Annotated in this window: 15 protein-coding genes; 2 read left to right on the forward strand and 13 right to left on the reverse strand. The window is 67.5% G+C overall.

Going from position 1 to position 18858, the window contains the following annotated elements:
- Positions 1-5899: Ig-like domain-containing protein (locus tag O9335_RS05065; RefSeq protein ID WP_298384488.1), on the forward strand; the 5899-nt coding region annotated here is incomplete at its 5' end.
- 11 nt (positions 5900-5910) lie between these two features.
- A complete protein-coding gene (locus tag O9335_RS05070) occupies positions 5911-6246 on the forward strand; it encodes a hypothetical protein (protein ID WP_298384491.1) in 336 nt (111 codons plus the stop codon).
- Between the two features lie 38 nt (positions 6247-6284).
- Here the strand turns inward: O9335_RS05070 and O9335_RS05075 are convergent, their stop codons facing one another.
- From O9335_RS05075 to flhD, 13 genes are all read right to left on the reverse strand, one after another.
- Entirely contained in the window at positions 6285-6998 is a 714-nt protein-coding gene (locus O9335_RS05075; protein ID WP_298384493.1) for an RNA polymerase sigma factor FliA, read from the reverse strand.
- Positions 6999-7035: 37 nt separating this feature from the next.
- On the reverse strand, positions 7036-7821 hold the full coding sequence (locus tag O9335_RS05080) for a hypothetical protein (RefSeq protein WP_298384496.1): 786 nt from the start codon (positions 7819-7821) through the stop codon (positions 7036-7038).
- A 17-nt stretch (positions 7822-7838) separates the two neighbouring features.
- On the reverse strand, positions 7839-9491 hold the full coding sequence (gene flhF / locus O9335_RS05085; RefSeq protein ID WP_298384499.1) for a flagellar biosynthesis protein FlhF: 1653 nt from the start codon (positions 9489-9491) through the stop codon (positions 7839-7841).
- Positions 9488-11572: a flagellar biosynthesis protein FlhA gene (gene flhA / locus O9335_RS05090; protein ID WP_298384502.1), complete on the reverse strand. Its 2085-nt coding sequence runs from the start codon at positions 11570-11572 to the stop codon at positions 9488-9490. Before flhA ends, flhF begins: the two co-directional genes overlap by 4 nt.
- A complete protein-coding gene (locus O9335_RS05095) occupies positions 11569-12735 on the reverse strand; it encodes a flagellar biosynthesis protein FlhB (RefSeq protein WP_298384505.1) in 1167 nt (388 codons plus the stop codon). Before O9335_RS05095 ends, flhA begins: the two co-directional genes overlap by 4 nt.
- Positions 12736-12893: 158 nt before the next feature.
- The gene (locus O9335_RS05100) at positions 12894-13532 is read right to left on the reverse strand and encodes a protein phosphatase CheZ (protein WP_298384508.1); all 639 of its coding nucleotides are present in this window, start codon (positions 13530-13532) and stop codon (positions 12894-12896) included.
- A gap of 16 nt (positions 13533-13548) precedes the next feature.
- On the reverse strand, positions 13549-13938 hold the full coding sequence (gene cheY / locus O9335_RS05105; RefSeq protein ID WP_298384511.1) for a chemotaxis response regulator CheY: 390 nt from the start codon (positions 13936-13938) through the stop codon (positions 13549-13551).
- A gap of 24 nt (positions 13939-13962) precedes the next feature.
- Complete coding sequence (motB, locus tag O9335_RS05110; protein ID WP_298384514.1) at positions 13963-14883, reverse strand: flagellar motor protein MotB; 921 nt, start codon at positions 14881-14883, stop codon at positions 13963-13965.
- 29 nt (positions 14884-14912) lie between these two features.
- Entirely contained in the window at positions 14913-15770 is an 858-nt protein-coding gene (motA, locus tag O9335_RS05115) for a flagellar motor stator protein MotA (RefSeq protein ID WP_298384517.1), read from the reverse strand.
- Positions 15771-15893: 123 nt separating this feature from the next.
- On the reverse strand, positions 15894-16628 hold the full coding sequence (locus O9335_RS05120) for a class I SAM-dependent methyltransferase (RefSeq protein ID WP_298384520.1): 735 nt from the start codon (positions 16626-16628) through the stop codon (positions 15894-15896).
- A 27-nt stretch (positions 16629-16655) separates the two neighbouring features.
- On the reverse strand, positions 16656-17894 hold the full coding sequence (fliB, locus tag O9335_RS05125; RefSeq protein ID WP_298384523.1) for a flagellin lysine-N-methylase: 1239 nt from the start codon (positions 17892-17894) through the stop codon (positions 16656-16658).
- Between the two features lie 51 nt (positions 17895-17945).
- A complete protein-coding gene (flhC, locus tag O9335_RS05130; protein WP_298384526.1) occupies positions 17946-18485 on the reverse strand; it encodes a flagellar transcriptional regulator FlhC in 540 nt (179 codons plus the stop codon).
- Between the two features lie 10 nt (positions 18486-18495).
- Positions 18496-18810 carry a flagellar transcriptional regulator FlhD gene (gene flhD / locus O9335_RS05135; RefSeq protein WP_298384529.1) on the reverse strand — a complete coding sequence of 105 codons (315 nt, stop codon included), beginning with the start codon at positions 18808-18810 and terminating at the stop codon, positions 18496-18498.
- Positions 18811-18858: the final 48 nt, after the last annotated feature.

Raw genomic sequence — 18858 nt, forward strand, 5'->3', positions numbered from 1 at the left:
CAACGATTACGGCACGCCGACCTTCACCAACGGCGTCACCTACAACCCGGCCACCGGCACCGTCACCGTGCCGCCCGGCGTCACCAGCTTCTCGGTCGTCGTGCCCACCACGCCCGACACCACCGACGAGCCCAACGAAACCCTGCCGCTGAGCATCGGCAGCGTCACTGGCACCGGCACCATCGTGGACGACGACGCCGCCCCCACCGTGGCCAGCGTCTCCTCGCCCACGGCCACCGAGGGCTCGGCCCTGGTCTACGCCGTCAACCTGACCAACGCCTCCAGCGTCGCCACCACCCACGCCTTCACCCTGGGCGGCGGCTCGGCCGACGCCAGCGACTTCGGCACGCCCACCTTCAGCAACGGCGTCACCTACAACCCGGCCACCGGCACCGTCACCGTGCCCGCCGGCGTCACCAGCTTCTCCGTCACCGTCCCGACCACGCCCGACACCACCGACGAGCCCAACGAAACCGTGCCCTTGAGCGTGGGCGGCGTCAGTGGCACCGGCACCATCCTGGACGACGACGCCGCGCCCACCGTGAGCGCCATCTCGTCGCCCACGGCCACCGAAGGCGCGACCCTGGTCTACGCGGTCAGCCTCAGCGGCAGCTCCAGCGTGGCCACCACCCACGCCTTCAGCCTCGGCGGCGGCACGGCCAGCGCGGGCGACTTCGGCACGCCCACGTTCACCAACGGCGTGACCTACAACGCCGCCACCGGCACGATCACCGTGCCGCCGGGCGTCACCAGCTTCGCGGTGAACGTCCCGACCACGCAAGACAGCGCCGACGAGGCCAACGAAACCGTGCCCCTGACCATCGGGGGCGTCAGTGGAACCGGCACCATCGTGGACGACGACGCCGCCCCGGCGCTGTCGGTCAACGACGTGACCGTCAACGAGGCGGCCGGCACCGTCACCTTCACCGTCAGCCTGTCCTCGGCCACGGGCCAGACGGTCACGGTCAACTACGGCACCGCCAATGGCACGGCCACGGCCGGCAGCGACTACAGCGCGCGCAGCGGCGCGCTGACCTTCGCCCCGGGCACGACGACGCAAACCGTCACCGTGGCGCTCACGGACGACAACCTGGCCGAAGGCAGCGAGACCTTCCGCCTGGTGCTCACCAGCCCGACCAACGCCACCATCGCGCAAGGCACCGGCACCGCGACGGTGCTGGACAACGATGGCGCGCCATCCATCGCCTCGGTGAGCAGCCCCAGCGCCACCGAGGGCGCTGACCTGGTGTTCGACGTGGCGCTGAGCAACCCGTCCACCAGCGCCACCACCTTCGCCTTCAGCCTCGGCGGGGGCACCGCCGTGGCGGCCGACCATGGCAGCCCGAGCTTCAGCAACGGCGTGACCTACAACGCCGCCACCGGCAACATCACCGTGCCCGCGGGCGTGACCAGCTTCAGCGTCACCGTCGGCACCACGCAGGACAGCACCTCCGAACCGACCGAAACCCTGCCGCTGAGCGTGGGCGGGGTCAGCGGCACCGGCAGCATCCTGGACGACGACGGCGCGTCCAGCATCGCCTCGGTGTCCAGCCCCAGCGCCACCGAGGGCAACGACCTCGTCTTCGACGTCGTGCTCACCAACCCCTCGGCCACGGACACCACGCACAGCTTCAACCTGGGCGGCGGCAGCGCGACGGCCGGGGATTTCGGCACGCCAAGCTTCACCAACGGCGTGACCTACAACGCCGCCACCGGCACCATCACCGTGCCCGCGGGCGTGACCAGCTTCAGCGTCACCGTGCCCACCACGGCCGACACGCGCACCGAGTCCACCGAGACCGTGCCCTTGAGCGTGGGCACCGTCACCGGCACCGGCAGCATCGTGGACAACGACGCGCCGCCCACCGGCACCGACGCCACCGTCACCTTGGCCGAAGACGGTTCGCACGCCTTCTCCGCCGCCAGCTTCGGCTTCACCGCCACCGACGGCGACACCCTGGCCGCCGTGCGCATCGACACCCTGCCGGGCGCCGGCAGCCTCACCCTGAACGGCAACCCCGTCACCGCCGGCCAGGTCATCGCCGCGGCCGACCTGGCCAACCTGGTCTTCACCCCGGCCGCCAACGCCAATGGCAATGGCTACGCCGCCTTCACCTTCTCGGTGCAAGACAGTTCGGGCGACTGGGACGCAGCGCCCAACACCCTCACGCTGGACGTGACCCCGGTCAACGACGCACCGGTGGCCAACGCCGACACGGCCTCCACGCCGATCAACACCGCGGTCAACAACATCGCCGTGCTGGCCAACGACACCGACGTCGACGGCAACCCCCTGTCGGTCACCGGCGCCACCCTGGCCAACCCCGCCCTGGGCACCGTCACCGTCAACCCTGACGGCACGCTGAACTTCACCCCGGCCACCAACGTCACCGGCCCCGTCGTCGTCAACTACACGATCAGCGACGGCCAAGGCGGCTCCGCCACCGGCACGCTCACCGTCAACGTCGGCAGCAACACCCCGCCCACCGGCACCGACGCCACCGTCACCCTGCCCGAAGACGGCTCGCACGCCTTCTCCGCCGCCAGCTTCGGCTTTGCCGACGCCGACGCCGGCCAGACCTTGGCCGCCGTGCGCATCGACACCCTGCCCGGCGCGGGCACGCTCAGCCTCAACGGCACCCCCGTCGTCGCCGGTCAGGTGATCAACGCCGCCGACCTGGCCAACCTGGTCTTCACCCCGGCCGCCAACGCCCACGGCACCGGCTACGCCAGCTTCACGTTCTCGGTGCAGGACAGCTCGGGCGCTTTCGACACCGCGCCCAACACCATCACGCTCAACGTCACGCCGGTGGCCGATCCCGCCGTGCTCGGCGGCGTGAGTTCGGGCGCTACCGTCGAAGACAGCACGACCTCGGCCTCGGGCCAGCTCACCATCGTCGACCCCGACACGGGTGAGGCGGTGTTCGTGCCGCAGACCAATGTCGCGGGTGCCCATGGCACCTTCTCGGTGACCGCCGCCGGCCTGTGGACTTACACGTTGAACAACGCCGATCCGGCGGTGCAGGCGCTGGGCGCCGGTCAGGCCTTGCCGGCCGAGACGTTCACGGTGACGTCGGCCGATGGCTCGTCCATCACGGTGACAGTCTCGATCACGGGCACCAACGACGCGCCGGTGGCCGCCGATGCCACCGCCTCCGCCACCGAGGGCGGCCCGGTGGTGACGGGTGCGGTGACGGCCACCGACACCGACGCAAACGCGGTGCTGTCGTTCTCGCTCAATGGCCCAGCCCCCGCGGGCCTGACCTTCAACGCCAACGGCACGTACAGCTTCAACCCGGCCGACCCGGCCTACAACGGCCTGGCCGCCGGCCAGACGCGAACGATCACGGTGCCCTACACGGTCACCGACGACCAGGGCGCCACGTCCATCGCCACGCTGACGATCACCATCACGGGCACGAACGATGCCGCCGTGGTCACGGGCGTGGCCACGGGCTCGGTCACCGAAGACGGTACGGTGCTGGCCTCGGGCACGCTGGTCGTCTCGGACGTCGACAGCGCCACCACCGTGGTGCCCGGCTCCGTGGCCGGCACGTACGGGGATTTCACGATCAACGCCGCCGGCCAGTGGACGTACACGCTGCGCAATGGCGACGCCAACGTCCAAGCCTTGACCAGCGCCGATGCGCCGGTGGAGTCGTTCACGGTCACCACGGCCGATGGCACGACCAGCACGGTCACGGTCACGGTCAACGGCGCGAACGAGGCGCCCACGGTCTCGGTCACCCCGGCCTCAGGCACCGAAGACAGCGCCGGCATCCCCATCTCGCTGTCGGGCGCTGACGTCGACGGCAGCGTGGCCTCGTTCACCATCGGCTCGCTGCCGGCCAACGGCACGCTGTGGTTCGCCGGCAGCCCGGTCACGCTCGGCCAGGTGATCCCGGCCACGGCCAATGCCGCAGGCTTGAGCTTTGTGCCCAACGCCAACTGGAACGGCTCGACCTCCTTCACCTTCACCGCCACCGACAACGAGGGCGCCTCCTCCACCCCAGCCACCCAAACCATCTCGGTCAGTGCGGTCAACGACGACCCAGTGACGCAAGGCGAAACCCTGAGCACGCCAGAGGACACGCCCCTGACCGTGACGGTGGCCAGCCTGCTGGCCAACGACAGCGACGTCGAGGGCAACACGCTCAGCATCACGGCGGTGTCGGGGGCCGTGAACGGTAGCGTCGCTCTGGTGGGCGGCAACGTCGTGTTCACGCCAGCCGCGAATTTCAGCGGCACGGCCTCGTTCACCTACACGGTGTCCGATGGCCAGGGCGGCCTCACCAACGCCGTGGCCACCGTGCAGGTGCTCGCGGTGCCCGACGCCCCTACCCTGACCCTGGTGGCCACGCCCGCCACCGTGGTGTTCCAAAACAGCTGGGAGTCCAGCCCGAACCCCGACACCAGCAGCACCGTGCACACGGTGACCACCCTGGAAGGCTGGACCCGCGTGGACAGCCGGCCGGGCGAGTTGGCGGGCGGCATCAACGCCTTCGAAACTTGGACCTTGGGCGACACGCAGGCCCGGCAAGACGGCGCCTTCATCCCCGTCAACGTCGCGCCCGGCAACGGCGACACCTACCTGGAGCTCAACGATTCGAGCAGCCTTGGCCAGACGTTGGGAATCAGCCGTAGCGTGAGCACGGAAGCCGGCAAGATTTACGAGCTGTCGTTCGACTACGCGGGCCGGCCGAGCTACGCGGAGGGCTTCACGCGCATCGGCATCTACATCGACGGCGTGCTGGCGCAGCAGTACAGCAGCACCAGCCCGCAAAGCGCCGCGGATTGGAAGAACCTGGTCTTCCGCTTTGCGGGCGACGGCGGTAGCCACACGATCACCATCCGGACCGATGCCACCGCCGTCGACCCCTTCGGCCGCGGCGCCTTCATCGACGACATGCGGATGACGGCTGTGCAAGGGGTGATGGCGGGCAACGGTGGAACCTACACGGCGTTCTCCCTTTCCAGCTACGTCAGCGGTGCCCTGACGGACACCGATGGCTCCGAGAGCCTGAGCTACACCTTCACGGGGCTCGCCGCCGGTGCGCTCATCGTCACCGCCAGTCAACCGCTCGGCTACTCACCCGTCGGCGGCAGCATCACCCTCAGCGCGGCCGAACTCGCCACGGCAGAGCTGCGCTTGCCAACATCGGTGACCGGGGATCTGGTCATCGGTGTTCGTGCCACGTCCACCGAGGCCAGCACCGGCGCGAGCAGCAGCGTGGATGGCGTGCTCACCCTGCACGTGGGCAGCCCCTGGACCGTGACCGACATCGCCGACGTGACGGGCGCCGTGTCGGGCACCACGGGGGCCGACACCCTCACCGGTGCCAACGCCAGCAACGTGCTCTTCGGCCGCGCCGGCGATGACGTGCTCACCGGTGGCAATGGGGCCGATGTGCTGGATGGTGGTCCGGGCAATGACGGCTTGAACGGAGGTAACGGCGCCGACCTGTTGATCGGCGGCACGGGCAACGACGTGCTCACCGGCGGCCTTGGGGCCGACGTGTTCCGCTGGACCCTGGCCGACCGGGGCAGTGCGGGCAGCCCAGCCCTGGACACCCTGACCGACTTCGACGCCAGCGCTGGCGGCGATGTGCTGGACCTGCGCGACTTGTTGCAGGGCGAAGCCCTGGGGGCTGGCAACACGCCGGGCAACCTGTCGCATTACCTGGACTTCCAGTACGACGCTGCCACCGGCAACACCATCGTGCGCATCAGCAGCACGGGCGGCTTTGCGCAAGGGGCGTACAACGCCAGCGCCGAAGACCAGCGCATCACGCTGCAGGGCATCGATCTGCGCACCGCGCTGGGCCTCGCCAGCAACGCCACCGACGACCAGATCCTGCAAGAGCTGCTGCACCGCGGCAAGCTGGGCGTTGGCCCCTGAGGGAGCAGGCCATGCCCTTCGTGACACGAGACCCCAGCGGCGCCCTCAGCGGCGTGCTGCGCGACGACCCGGGCGGCGCCGAATTCTTGGAGCCCCACCACCCCGAGTTGCAGGCGTTCATGGCCACGATCGCCCCCTCGGCCGAGGCGTTCGACCGGCTGGACGCCGACTTCGTTCGGGTGCTGGAAGACGTGATCGAGGCCCTGATGGCTCGCAACGTCATCGCCGTGACCGACCTGCCCGAAAACGCCCAAGCCAAGTTGTTCGCCCGCAAGCGCTTCCGCGAGCGGCGGCAGCAGCACGCGCTCAGTCTGTTTCGGGAATCGGGCTTGGGCGACGTGATCTGAGCGGCGCGGCGGCGCGCCGCGCGGCTGGGCAACGGATGCTAGTGGTCCCGGAGCTTGACCCGGAGGCGCGCGATGGCCTGGCTGTGCAACTGACACACCCGGCTTTCGGTGACTTTGAGCACGGCAGCGATCTCCTTGAGGTTCATGTCGTGCTCGTAGTACATGCTCATCACGTAGGCCTCCCGCTCGGGCAGGCCCTTGATGGCCTCGACCAGCGCATGGCGCATGCGCTCGTCTTGGAGTAACACGGATGGGTTGGCGTCGGTATCGACCACGTGGCGATCGAGGTAATCGTCGCCGTCGTCACCGCCGCCGATGTCTTCCAGGTAGACCAGTTGCGTGCCGCGGACCTTGTTCAAGGTGTCTTGGTAGGCGGCCAGGCTCAGGCCCATCTGCTCGGCCACTTCGCTCTCGGAAGGGGCGCGGCCGAGTTTTTGCTCGGCGCGGTGGATGGCTTCTTCGATCTCGCGCTGCTGCTTGCGCGTGCCGCGGCTCAACCAATCGGTGCCGCGCAATTCGTCCAGCATGGCACCGCGGATGCGCTGCGTGGCAAAGGTTTCAAACTGCACGCCCTGCCCCACATCGAAGCGGCTGAGCGCGTCGGTCAACCCAATCATGCCCACCTGCACCAGGTCGTCGAGCTCCACGTTGGCGGGCAACTTCGCGATCATCTGGTGCGCGAGCCGGCGCACCAGAGGTTGGTACTGGCGGATCAGGGCGCTGGTGTCGAGCTTGCCCTTGGCGGTGTACATCGGTTCAACGGCTCCGTGGTCGTTCCGGTCGGCAAGGTCAAGCATGGAAGGCCGCCCCCGCTGCCGCGGACAGGCCCCCATTCTGCGCCGGCAGCACCGAGGCTTCACGCCCTGCGGTCAAGGGCCTCAGGCTGTCGCGGGCCAATCGACGCAAGGCGGGCGCCACCTCGCTGCGCAGGCCCGCCCTCGGCTCGATGGCCACGGTGTCGGCCACGGCCACGCCCAGGAAGCGCTCGGCCGTGTCGGCCAGTTGACGCATGACGCGTTGGGTCAGCGCCACCTTGGGGTGCGCGCCCACCAGCACCGAGAAAACCGCCACATCGGCGCGCTGGTGCAGCCACTTCATGGCCGCGTAAGCGGCGGTGATGCTGCTGGGCGCCAAGTCGGCCAACAGCACCGGGCGGCAGGCGGGCGCGCCGGGCAGGACCCGAGCCATCTCGGACACCGGGGCGTGCAGCACGATGACGTCGGCCTCGGGCGCGGCCTCGACCAAGCGTTCCCGCAGGGCCGTGGCCTGGCCGCGGGCGTCCAAGTGGTGGGCGACCAAGCCCTTGGCATCGAGCCAGCGCACATCGGCCGACAAGCGTTGCACGCAAGCCGCCAGATCGACGCGGGCCAAGTCCGGGGCGGGCTGCGCCCGCGGGCCGGCGTCCACCACCAGCACCTTGAGCCCGCGCTCCAGGTAAGCGCCCACCAATTGATCCAGCAGGTAATCCCCTGCCCCCAAGGGCTCAGCAGGTGCCACCACGGGCACGAGGCGAGGCGGGTTTCGCGGTGCCTCGGTGCAAAACAAGCGCCGCAGGCCTTCGGCTTGGTCGCGCATGGGGTGCAACTCGCGTTTCAGTGGGTGGTGGCGGGCTCGGTGGGCGTGCCGGCAAACAACAGGGTCAAGTCCTGGGCGTCCATGCGCCAGGGGCTGGCCGCCGCCTGGGGTTTGAAGGCCAGCTTCATCAATTCATCGGCCGGCAGGCGCAACCAATCCTCCGGCACCCTTTGGCCATTGGCCAGCCCATGCACGCGCAGGCGGTGGCGGATGAGGCTGTCCAGCGCGGGACCCAAGCGCACGGCCTCGTCCACTTTGGACAAGATCACGCCCTCGCAGTCGGCGGCGCGCCATGCGGCGACCACCTCGTCGTTGGTCTCGCCCTGCGCGCTGGCGTTGATCACCAACAGCTTGCGAATGGCCGGATGGGCCAGCATGTCCAGCAGCTCGTGGGTGCGGGCGTCGCGTTGGGCCATGCCAGCGGTGTCAATCAGCACCAGTTTCTTGTTGGCCAGCAGGTCCAGCAAGTCATCGAGCGAGGCGCGGTCGTGCGCCGTGTGCACCGGCACACCCAGGATGCGACCATAGCCGCGCAGTTGTTCGTGCGCGCCGATGCGGTAAGCGTCCAAGGTGATCAGCCCGAGCTGGGCCGCCCCGTGCTTGGCCGCGAAGTTGGCGGCGATCTTGGCCGTGGTGGTGGTCTTGCCCACGCCGGTGGAGCCGATCAGGGCGAACACGCCCTGCCGATCCTCCAGCGGCAGCTCGGCCACCTGCAGGTTGCGCGCGAGCACCGCTTGGGCCCACTGCTGTTCGTCCGCGCCTTGCACAAAGCTGCTGGGACAGGCGTCCACCAGCTTGCGCACCATGGCGGGTGAAAAGCCCATGCCGATCAGACGCTGCGCGAGTTGGGCCTGGGCCGGCTGACGCTGCAACTTCTCCATGAAGGCCAGTGCCCCGAACCGGGCCTCGATGAGGCCCTTCATGGCGCGCAGCTCTTGCGCGATGTCGGCCGTCTCGCGGGCCTGCCGTGCGGCTTGAACCCCGTAGTCCAGGGCGGGCGGGGCCGGCAGCGCCACCTCGTCGCGCAGCACGGGTGGCGCGCGGTGCAGCTCCGGCGTGGGCCGCACCCGTTCGCGAGCCGCGTCGCGAGCGTTGGGCTGCGGGCCACGGGCTTGTGTGAGCACCGGGTCGTGCTGAGCGGGCGCGCGCGGAGCGGGCTCACCCAGGCCGGCGGCGGCCCAACGCGCGGCCGCGTGGCTGGGCTCGCGCGACACGGGGCGCTCCGGCAAGGGGCGAGACGGCATCGGGGCGGGTTGCGGTGCCTCGAGCGTGGGCTCCACGCGCTGGGCGCGCAGGGTCTGCATCTGGGCCACGGCGCGACGGGCCCGCTCTTGCGTTTGGTCGTTGATACGCGAAGGCGGTGCTTCCGACATCACCGGGTCGGGCTGGCCTTGCTGCTCGGCAGCGCGCCGGCGCAGCATGCGTTCGCGCACGTAGTCCTGGAACGACAAGGTGCTCATCGCCAGGGTGTTCACGTCCTGACCCACGCTGCCGCCGGTGGCCTTGGGCACGGCCGCCACGGCCTGCGGCGGCATGGCCAGGATCTCGATGCCTTCGGGGCAGGGCTTGGTGGACAGCACCACGGCGTCGTCGCCAAAGGCAGCGCGCACACGCTGCATGGCCTCGCGGGTGGTGGGGGCGGCAAAGCGCTTCATGGTTCCGGGGTTCATGCGGCACCTCCAATGACGGAGCCAATGCGGATCGAGTGGGTTTCAGGCACCTCGCTGTGCGAGATCACTTTCAGACGGGGCGCGGTGCGGCGCAGCAGGCGCGCCATGGGGGCGCGGATGGCGTCGGGCACCAGCAGGCAAGCGGGCACACCGCGCTCTTCCTGCTGGTTGCTGGTTTCGGCGGCGCGGCGAGCCAGTTGGTCGGCCACGCCAGGGTCCAAAGCCGCCCCGTGCGGGCTGTTCAGGGCTTGAGACACCAGGCGCTCCAGCTCGGGATCCAGCGCGATCACGTCCAGCTCCTTCACCGGGCCGTAAATCTGCAGCACGATGGCCGGCGACAAGCTCACCCGGATGCGCCGCGCCAACTCCTGGGGGTCGGTGATGGTGCTGGCGTGCTCGGCCAGCGCCTCGACGATCGAGCGCATGTCGCGGATGTGCACGCCCTCTTCCAGCAGGGCCTGCAGCACGCGTTGCAGCAGCGGGATGGCAACCATCTTGGGGACCACGTCTTCCATCAACTTCGGGGCCAGCTTGGTCAGGTGCTCGACCAGGGACTGGGTTTCCGTGCGGCCGAGCAACTTGGCCGCATGGACTTGCATCAAGTGTGAAAGGTGGGTGGCAACGACGGTCGAACAATCAACCACCGTGTAACCCGCCATTTGTGCGGCTTCGCGCTGGCGCTCCTCGATCCACACCGCGGGCAGGCCGAACGCGGGGTCGGTGGTGCGGGTGCCTGGCAGTTGCTGGGTGGCGTGGCCCGGGTTGATGGCCAACCACAAGCCCGGGTAGGCCTCGGCCTCGCCCACCACCGCGCCGCGCAGCAGGATGCGGTACTGGCTGGGTCGCAGCTCCAGGTTGTCGCGGATGTGCACGCTGGGCGGGAGGAAGCCCACGTCCTGGGCGAATTTCTTGCGCACGCCCTTGACGCGTCCGAGCAGGTCGCCATCCTTGGTCTTGTCCACCAGGGTGATCAGGCGGTAGCCCACCTCCAGCCCCAGGGTGTCCACAGGCACCAGGTCGTCCCAGCTGGCTTCGCCATCCGTCTTGACCTGCGCCGGGGCCGGCGGCGGGGCCAGCTTCGCCAGTTGCTCCTTGCGGCGCAGCCACCCAGCCAAGCCGCCCAAAATCGCCGCCATCGTCAGGAACACCACGTGCGGCATGCCCGGGATGAGGCCCAACACCAACACCACGGCCGCCGTGACGGCCAGAGCACGCCAGCTGCCGAACATCTGCTGACCGATCATGCTGCCGATGTCGCGCTCCTTGCCCACCCGGCTGACCACCATGGCCGACGCCACAGAAATCAGCAGCCCCGGGATCTGCGCCACCAGCGCGTCGCCCACGGCCAACAGGATGTAGGCATCGGCCGCCGCGCCGGCACCCATGCCGTGCTGGGCCATGCCGATGATGAAACCGCCCACCACCGTGATGAACAGGATCAAGATCCCGGCGATGGCATCGCCGCGCACGAACTTGCTGGCACCGTCCATCGAACCAAAAAAGTCGGCTTCGTCGCCCAGTTCGGCACGGCGCCGCTTCGCCTCTTTGTCGTCGATCAGGCCGGCCGACAGGTCGGCATCCACCGCCATCTGCTTGCCGGGCAGGGCATCCAGCGTGAAGCGCGCCGACACCTCGGCGATGCGCTCGGCGCCCTTGGTCACCACGATGAAGTTGATGACCACCAGGATGGCGAACACGATCAGGCCAACCGCGAAATTGCCACCGATCAAGAAGTGACCGAAGCTCTCGATCACCTGCCCGGCGGCCCCGGGGCCCGTGTGGCCCTCCATCAACACCACCCGCGTGGACGCCACGTTCAGGCTCAAGCGCAGCAGCGTCGTGAGCAGCAGCACTGTGGGAAAGGCGGCGAAGTCCAGCGGCCGGATCATTTGCGAGGCCACCATCACCACCATCAGCGCCATGGCGATGTTGAAGGTGAACAGCAAGTCCAGCACCATCGGTGGCAGGGGCAGCACCATCATCGACAGCACCAGCAGCACGGCGATGGGCGCCCCCATGGCCTGCAACATGGCGCCGTAGGGGCCCAGCCAGCCTTGCAAACGTTGCGTCAGGGCGTTCATGCGAAGGCCTCCTCATCGCTGGGCGCTTGGGCATCCCGCTCGTGCGGGTCCAGGCCCGCCGGCACCTCGGGGTTGGGGGCCTCTGGCAAGCCGCGTCCGCCCAGGGCGGCGCGCAGTTGGTACACGTAGGCCAGCACCTGGGCCACGGCGGCAAACAGGCTCATGGGCACCTCGCGATCCAGCTTGGCATGGGCATACAAGGCGCGGGCCAGGGCAGGGGCTTGCAGCACCGGCACGCGGTTCTCCTGGGCCACATCGCGAATCCGCAGGGCCAACAGGTCCGCCCCTTTGGCGACCACCATGGGAGCCCCCATCTTGGCCTCGTCGTAGCGCAGCGCGACGGCGTAGTGCGTGGGGTTCATCACCACCAAGTCGGCCTTCGGCACCGCGGCCATCATGCGGCGCTTGGTCATTTCGCGCATGCGCTGGCGCTGCCGTGCCTTGATCTCGGGCGAGCCTTCGGTTTCCTTGTGCTCCTGCTTCACCTCCGTGCGCGACATCCGCAAGCGGCGCAAGTACAACTGACGCTGCAGCGGCCAGTCGATGGCGGCAAAAACCGCCAGCGTGAGCAGCAAGGCCACCACCCCGGTCAGCACCAAACGGCCAGCGGCCGCCAGGGCGCCGTCCAGCGGCACCGACATCAGCGCCACGTAGTGCGGCGTCGCGTCCCACAGCGCCAGCGAGCCCACGGCCACCAGCGCCAGGGCCAGCAAGGAGGCCTTGGCGGCGTGGCCCAGGTTCTCCCCGCTGAACAGCCGTTGGATGCCCTGCAAAGGATTGAGGTGCGTCCACTTCGGGCCCAAGGCCTTCCAGGTGAAGTTCCAACCACCGCCGGCCCAATTGGCCAACACTGCCGCAGCGGTGAGCACCCCGCCCACCAGCAGCACCGTGACCCCCAAGTGGGCCGCCTGCTGGCTCAACAGCGCCGACATGGCACCGGGGGTGGCCAAGGTCTGCGCGTCGAATCGCAAACCCTGTCGAAACAGGCCCTCCCAATAAGCCACCGCCTTGGGCATCAAGCCCCAGGCCAGGAGCGTCAAAGCCCCCATCACGAAAGCGTGAGGCAAGTCGCGCGATCGCGGCAGTTGACCTTCCTCGCGCGCCTTCTTGATCTTGCGCTGCGAGGCGGGTAAGTTGTGGTCTTGGGCGTCTTTGTCGGCCATGGCTGCAGCCCCCGCCGAATGGAGCGGAGCGCTGAGCCGATTCTTCTCAGGGGAGGGGCCGACTTGAGCCGGATAAGCCGGGACAACACCCCGCTGATCCGGCCCTGAAAACACAACGGGGAGGCGTCAGCCTCCCCGTGCATGTCAGGCGGTGCCGCTCAGAACCCGAGCGAAGCCAACAAATCGTCCACCTCACCCTGGTTGGTCACCACGTCGGTGCGCCCTTCGGCGTTGACCACCGGGCCGTGCAACACCTCGGGCGCCACCTTCTCGCGCTGCTCGGGTGGGACCACTTGCACCAGAAGCTTCACCAGGCTGTCTTCCAAGTCGCTGGTCAGTTGCACGACCTTCTTGACCACCTGGCCCGTCAGGTCGTGGAAGTCCTGGGCCATCATGATGTCGGTCAGGTGGTGGTCGATGTTGGAGGTTTTGGCCTCGACCAGTTCGACAAAGTTCAGCACCGCACCGCTGGCCACCGCGCGCACCGGGTCGGCCACCAACTGCTCGGCCAACTGCCGGGTGGACTCGCTGATGGCTTGGTGCTCTGCCTTGGCCTGATCGACCGAATTCAGCACCTTGTTGGCGGCGTTGGCGGTCTTGTCGGCGATGTAGGACAGGCGGCTGCGCGCATCGGGCAGGCCCTCCGTGGCCGTCTGCAATTTGGGCATCACCCCCAGTTGCTGCATGGTGTCGTGCAGCAAGCGGGTGATCGACCCCAACTGCTGAAAGACCGCTGGGTCGACCAACAAGGGCTGCCCTTGGGCCAGCTTGGCCAGTTCGTCCATCTGGGAACTCATTGCGCGCCTCCTGGCCTCAGGCCCCTTGCATCTTCTGGATGATCTTCAAGACCTTTTCTTCGAGCGTGGCCTTGGTGAAGGGCTTGACGATGTAACCGGCCGCCCCGCTCTGCGCCGCCAGCACGATGTCTTCCTTGCGGGCTTCGGCCGTCACCATCAGCACCGGGAGGTGCTTGAGACTGGCGTCCTCCTTGATGGCCTTGAGCAACTCGAAGCCCGTCATGTTGGGCATGTTGATGTCGCTGACCACGAAGTCAAACTTCGACGCGCGCAACTGGGCCAGGGCATCCACACCGTCTTCCGCCTCTTCGGCGTTGGTGTAGCCGATCTCCTTGAGCAGGCCGCGAACGATGCGGCGCATGGTCGAGAAGTCGTCAACGATCAGGAAGCGCATATCCGTGCTCATGGCGATCCTTCATTCCTTCCAATGTCAACCCGACGCCGCCACCGGCGGCGCGGATGCCTCGGGTTCTTCCTCGGGCAAATTCTTCAAAATGGCGTCTTCGGCGTCGCGGTTCATCACGATGATGCTGATGCGGCGGTTCATCGGACTTTCCGGCGCCTGGGGTTCTAACAGCTTACTCGAAGCCAAGCCCTGTACACGCAGCATGCGCGACTCGGGCAAACCCCCCGTGACAAGCTCACGGCGCGACGCATTGGCGCGATCGGCACTCAGCTCCCAATTGGAATACCCACGGTCCCCGGCACTGAAGGGTTGGGCATCGGTGTGGCCCTCGACGGTCAACCGGTTGGGCACCTCGGCCAGCACCATGCCCAACTCTTGCAACAGCTCGCGCATGTAGGGTTTGACCACCGCAGAGCCGCTGTCGAACATCGGCCGATTGCTCTCGTCCGCAATTTGGATGCGCAGACCCTCCTTGGTCATCTCCAGCTTGATCTGCCCGCCCAAGGCCGCCAAGCGCGGGTTCGCGGCAATCGTTTTCTCCACCTTTTCCTTGAGCTGCTCCATGCGCAAGCGCTCGGCACGGCGCTGCTCGGCCTTGAGGGCCAGCAGGTTGTAGTTCTTCTCGTCGGCCTTCACGTCGCCGCGCTTGACCTGACCACCCTGGCGGGTGAGGTCGTCCCCGCCGCCCCTCACGACGGACGACGCATCGCCCGAACCCGAGCCCCCGAACAAGGCCACCTTCAAGGGCGATTGAAAGTAATCGGCGATGCCTTTCTTGTCGCCCTCGGTGGTCGAGCCGAGCAGCCACATCAGCAGAAAGAAGGCCATCATGGCCGTCACGAAGTCGGCGTAAGCGATCTTCCAGGCGCCACCGTGGGCACCATGACCGCCCTTCTTGACCTTCTTGACGATGATCGGCTGTAGCTTCTTGGCGTCGCCGGCCATGGGCAGCTCCTGCGGGTGTTAGCGCTCGCTCACTTCTTCTTGACGTGCGCTTCGAGCTCGATGAAGGTCGGCCGCACGTTGGAGTACAAGACCTTGCGCCCGAACTCGATCGCCACCTGGGGCGCGTAGCCCTGCATGCTGGCCAACAACGTGGTCTTGATACAGATCAGTTCCTTGTGCCCCTCGTCGAGCTTTTGCTCCAACAAGCCGGCCAGCGGCTCGGCAAAACCATAGGCGAGCCAAATGCCCAAGAAGGTCCCCACCAGGGCCGAAGCGATCATGCCCCCCAGGACCGCAGGCGGTTGGCCCACCGAACCCATGGTGTTCACCACCCCCAACACGGCGGCCACGATGCCGAACGCCGGGAGCGCACCGGCCAAACGAGCCAGTGCGGCGACGGGCGCATGAGCCTCTTGATGATGGGTCTCGATTTCCGCATCCATCAAAGACTCGATTTCGTGCGCATTCAAGTTGCCGCTGACCATCATGCGCAGGTAGTCGGTGATGAACTCGGTGACGTGATGGTCGTGCCCCACGTTCGGGTACTTCTGGAACAAGGGCGAGTTGTGTGGGTCCTCCACGTCCTTCTCGATGGACATCAAGCCCTCTTTCCGAGCCTTTTGCAAGATGTCGTAAAGCAGCGCCAGCAACTCCATGAAGCGGTCTTTGCTGTACTTGCTGCCCTTGAAGCACAAACCCAAGCCAGCAATTGCACCTTTGATGACCGGCATCTGGTTGTTGGCCAAGAAGGCCCCAATCGCCGCACCAAAGATGGTGGTCAGCTCAAAGGGCAGCGCCTTCAGGATCACCCCCATGTTGCCGCCGTGCACGATGTACACGCCGAAGATGCAAGCAATCATGAGGACCCAGCCGACGATGACGAACATGGTGTGTTGCTGCTGGAGGCGAGTGGACGCCGGGCACCTGCCCCTCGCAGGGGCAGACCGATTGCGGCTGATTGTGCAGAGTTTTGCTGGGCCGACCGACCAAAGACAGCCGGCGAGCCACGGTCAATTCAGGCTTTTTGCCGGATACACAAAAACGGTGTGACGGCCGTGGGGCCATTGCTGCTGGGGCCTCACATCGGGCAACGGGAAGTCCAAGCTGACGAGCCAAGCGCGCGGTCGCAGCTCCGCCCGCGCCTTGCGCAGGGCGTCGGGCATGGATTCCGGACGCTGGAACAGGTAGACCATGTCCAAGTCCGACCAGGACTCTGACCAAAGGTCGGCGCACCGAATCCGCGCTCGCGGGCAGCGCCAACGCGCCCACCACACCAGCAAGCGGCTGGCTTCAACGCCTTCGAGTTGCGCCTGCGGGTAGGCTCGGGCCAGGGCACGCAGGCCATGGCCCGCGCCGCAGCCGGCATCCAGCACGCGGGCACCGGGCGGCAGCGAGGCATGGCGCGCCAGATCGTCCAGGGCGCCGAGCGGGGTCGGGAACAGCGGGGCGTCGCGCCACAGGCGCCGCGGGTACAGGAGCACCAGCAGCAGCACGCACCCGACCCAAATCCAGGGCGGCAGCGACACCGCTTGCAAGGCCAAGGCCAAAGGCCAGCCCAGCACCACCACCGCACGTCGCCACCAACGACCGTGCCCGCTCGCCACCAGGGCTGCGACCAACAAACTGAGCACCAAAGGCCAAGGCGACGCCCAACCGAGGCTCGCCCCCAGCTGCCAAGCCACCCAGGCGGCTCCCCAGCCGAGCAGGGCACCCAAGGGCCATCGCGCATCCAGCCAAGCGATCACGTCGAACCTAGGGCTGCCACGGCCCGCCTACAAGACGAACTGCGTCATGACGTCCAGGCGCAGGGCATCGTGGTCTTGCAAAGTTTGGAGCAAGTTGGGCAAGAAGCGTCGGTTGTGCGTAATGGCGCGGGACAAGACGTACGTCACCCGCACCACATCGTCCAAGGAGAAATCGGCGCCGCGATGGGCCATCAGGCCACAAGCGTACAGCTTGATCAAGGCGAACTTGACCACGATGCCCATGAGCTCGCGCTCGATGTCCGCCGCCCCGCCCTTGGGGAACATGGCGTAGGCGAACTCGTTCAACAGCAGGTTTTTCCAAACGAAGGGGTGGCGATCCTCGAAGGGCTGGAACTGCTCTCGCTCCACGGCGGCCAAGCGCGCGGCCATGGCGTCCAGGCCCTGCCCCTCGCCGAGGCCAGCACCCACCTGCTCCAACAGCTGTTTGAACAAAGGCCGAACCGGCTCGGTGCGCACAAAGCGCTGCGTCGTGCCCAGCAGCAGGTCCAGCTGCAACGTTTTGGACACCGGCAAGGCTTGGATCAAGGCCGGCGCCCGCTGCAGGTGCTCGTCCGACAGGTAGTGCTCCACGGCTTCGGCCAGGGCCACGTCCGAGCCTTCCGGCCCCTGGCAGTCTCGCGCCACGCGTCGCAGCATCAGGCCCAGCACCACCAGCGCCTCCACGGCGGTCAATCCTGGCGAACGCAGGGCGACCCCGATCACCTGCCCCAACAAAGCGCCGTTGCGCCGAACGGGGTCGGCGTCCGACGGCGGCGGGCCGCGCCGCGCGTGCAGGGGCACCAAACTGGCGTTGGTGAAGGGCAAGGTCAACTCGATGGGGTCGAGCGCATCGGCTTGGGTCAGGGCCAAGCGGGCGGCCTCGGGGCAGCTCAGGGTGGCGCGCACACCCAGTCGGTCTCCGTCCTGGCTGTATTGCCGTGGGTAGTCCGTGCAAGTGCGGGATAGGGCCTCGGGCCCCAATTGGCTGTGGATCTGGCACAGGCCTGCCTCGTCCAGCACCGGACAGGCCCCGTCGGGCTTCATCACGATGCGAGCGTAACTGTCACCGCCGCCTTGCGTGCGCTGCACGTGACGGTGCAGCACCTCGGCCAAGGGCTGCAGGGTGACTTCGCGGTACCGCTTGTACGTGGCCTTGTCGACCGACACCGTCCAGCCGGTGCAGCAGTTCTCGGGACAGGCCGCTCCCACGCATTGGAAGGCCTCCATGTACTTCGGCGCTTGCGCCTTCGGACTCCAGCGCCCCATCGTCGCTCCCTGGTCGATTGCACCGCGCTCGGGCCTCCCGAGCCGCTGGCCTCAGTGGGCCAGTGTCACTGGCGTCGTGCGCCCCTTGCCCGCCCGGGCCGGCGGGTTGCACAAGCCACAGACGTACTGGCGGCTGATCTCGTGCGGGTGCGTCACGAAGTGGCCACCGCACTTTTTGCAGGCCGTCAAGGTGAGCATGCCGTTGTCGATGAACTTCACCAAGCGCCAAGCGCGCGTGACCGACAGCAAGGGCTCGATGGCCAGGCTGTGGGTCTGCTCCAAGTAGAGCTGGTAGGCCTTGATCACCGCATCGATCTCGTCCATCGCCGAGGCCTTGTTCAGGTACTCGTGGATGTTGACGAAGAGCGAGGCATGGATGTTGGGCTGCCAGGTCATGAACCAGTCGGTGCTGAACGGCAGCTGACCCTTGCTCGGGCTGCGGCCGGCCACCTCTTTGTAGAGGCGCAACAGGCGCTCGTAGCTCAGATCGGTCTCACTCTCCAGCACTTGCAGGCGTGCGCCCAGGTGGATGAGGGTGACGGCACGCTCGATCTGGCGGGCCTCGTCGACGATGCTCTTGATGCGGGCCATGGCAAGCTCCTCAAGCGGCCTGCGAGGCCAGGAGGATCTGCGCGTGCAGCTGAGCCGATTGCTCGTTGACGCTGGGCTTGTGGCTGCTGGTCAGCAAGCTCCACACCAAATCGTCTTCCATGCGGAAGCGGCACAGCAGCGTCGCGTTGCCAGACAACTTCATCACCTGGGCCGGGCTCAGCGTGGCCAGCAGCGTGGCCGTTTCTTCGCTGATGCCCAGCCGGAACAAGGCCTGTTCGCGGTCCTGACGGATGAGGCTTTGCGCCAGCATCAGGTAGGACAGGTTGGTTTCGCGGATTTCGGTCAGGATTTGATCGGGGGTCATGGGCGCTGCTCCGGGTTGGGTGCGATGGAGCCCATTGTTGGAAGACCG

Origin of the sequence: Inhella sp., from assembly GCF_027532025.1 — a bacterium.
Classification (GTDB): Bacteria; Pseudomonadota; Gammaproteobacteria; order Burkholderiales; family Burkholderiaceae_C; genus Inhella.